This is a genomic window from Parafrankia sp. FMc2, assembly GCF_041008525.1.
Taxonomy (GTDB): domain Bacteria; phylum Actinomycetota; class Actinomycetes; order Frankiales; family Frankiaceae; genus Parafrankia.
This window is the reverse complement of record NZ_JBFLUG010000527.1, coordinates 1-515: the sequence shown is the minus strand read 5'-3', so window position 1 is coordinate 515 and position 515 is coordinate 1. Positions and strand designations below refer to the sequence as shown.

1 pseudogene is annotated in these 515 nt (G+C 74.2%); it reads right to left on the bottom strand.

The window, feature by feature from the left end:
- Nucleotides 1-515 (bottom strand): annotated as a pseudogene (locus tag AB1460_RS38290) (group II intron reverse transcriptase/maturase); the annotation flags it as partial.

The window sequence follows — 515 nt, the reverse complement described above, 5'->3', positions numbered from 1 at the left end:
TCGCCGGCGGGATGTCGGCGGTGGCAGCTGGCGTGTACGAGGCGGGGTCGATCGCCGGCCGGGCCGGGGGCGCCGGGCACCGGGATCGCCGTTCGGGTGATCGCGGTGCGGGTGGCACGGAACCACGCCTCCCATTGGTGGGGGGAGTCGGGTAGGTCCCCGGTGTGGAGCAGGAAGTCCCCGCAGCGGGCGCACCGCCCGGTTTGGGCGCGCAGAGCGCGCTGGGTGGTCGGGGCCAGCGGCGGGTGACGGCGGTTGTGCCGGCTGCGCCGGTCGGCCCAGTACCGGGCCAGGGCGGGGTCGTCGGGAGACGACCGGCCCGCCACGGGGACGTGCCGGACGATCGGTGTCCAGGAGTACCGGTGGAGGTAGGCGCCGGTTTTCGGGTCGCCGAAGACCCACTTGTCGTTCCTGGACGGGTGGTGGCGGCCGAAGTAGCGTCGCGCGACCCACCTGCGGTTTTTCCGCTGGTGCTGGCGGCGGGCCCAGCTGTGGAGCCGGTTCCATAGCCAGTG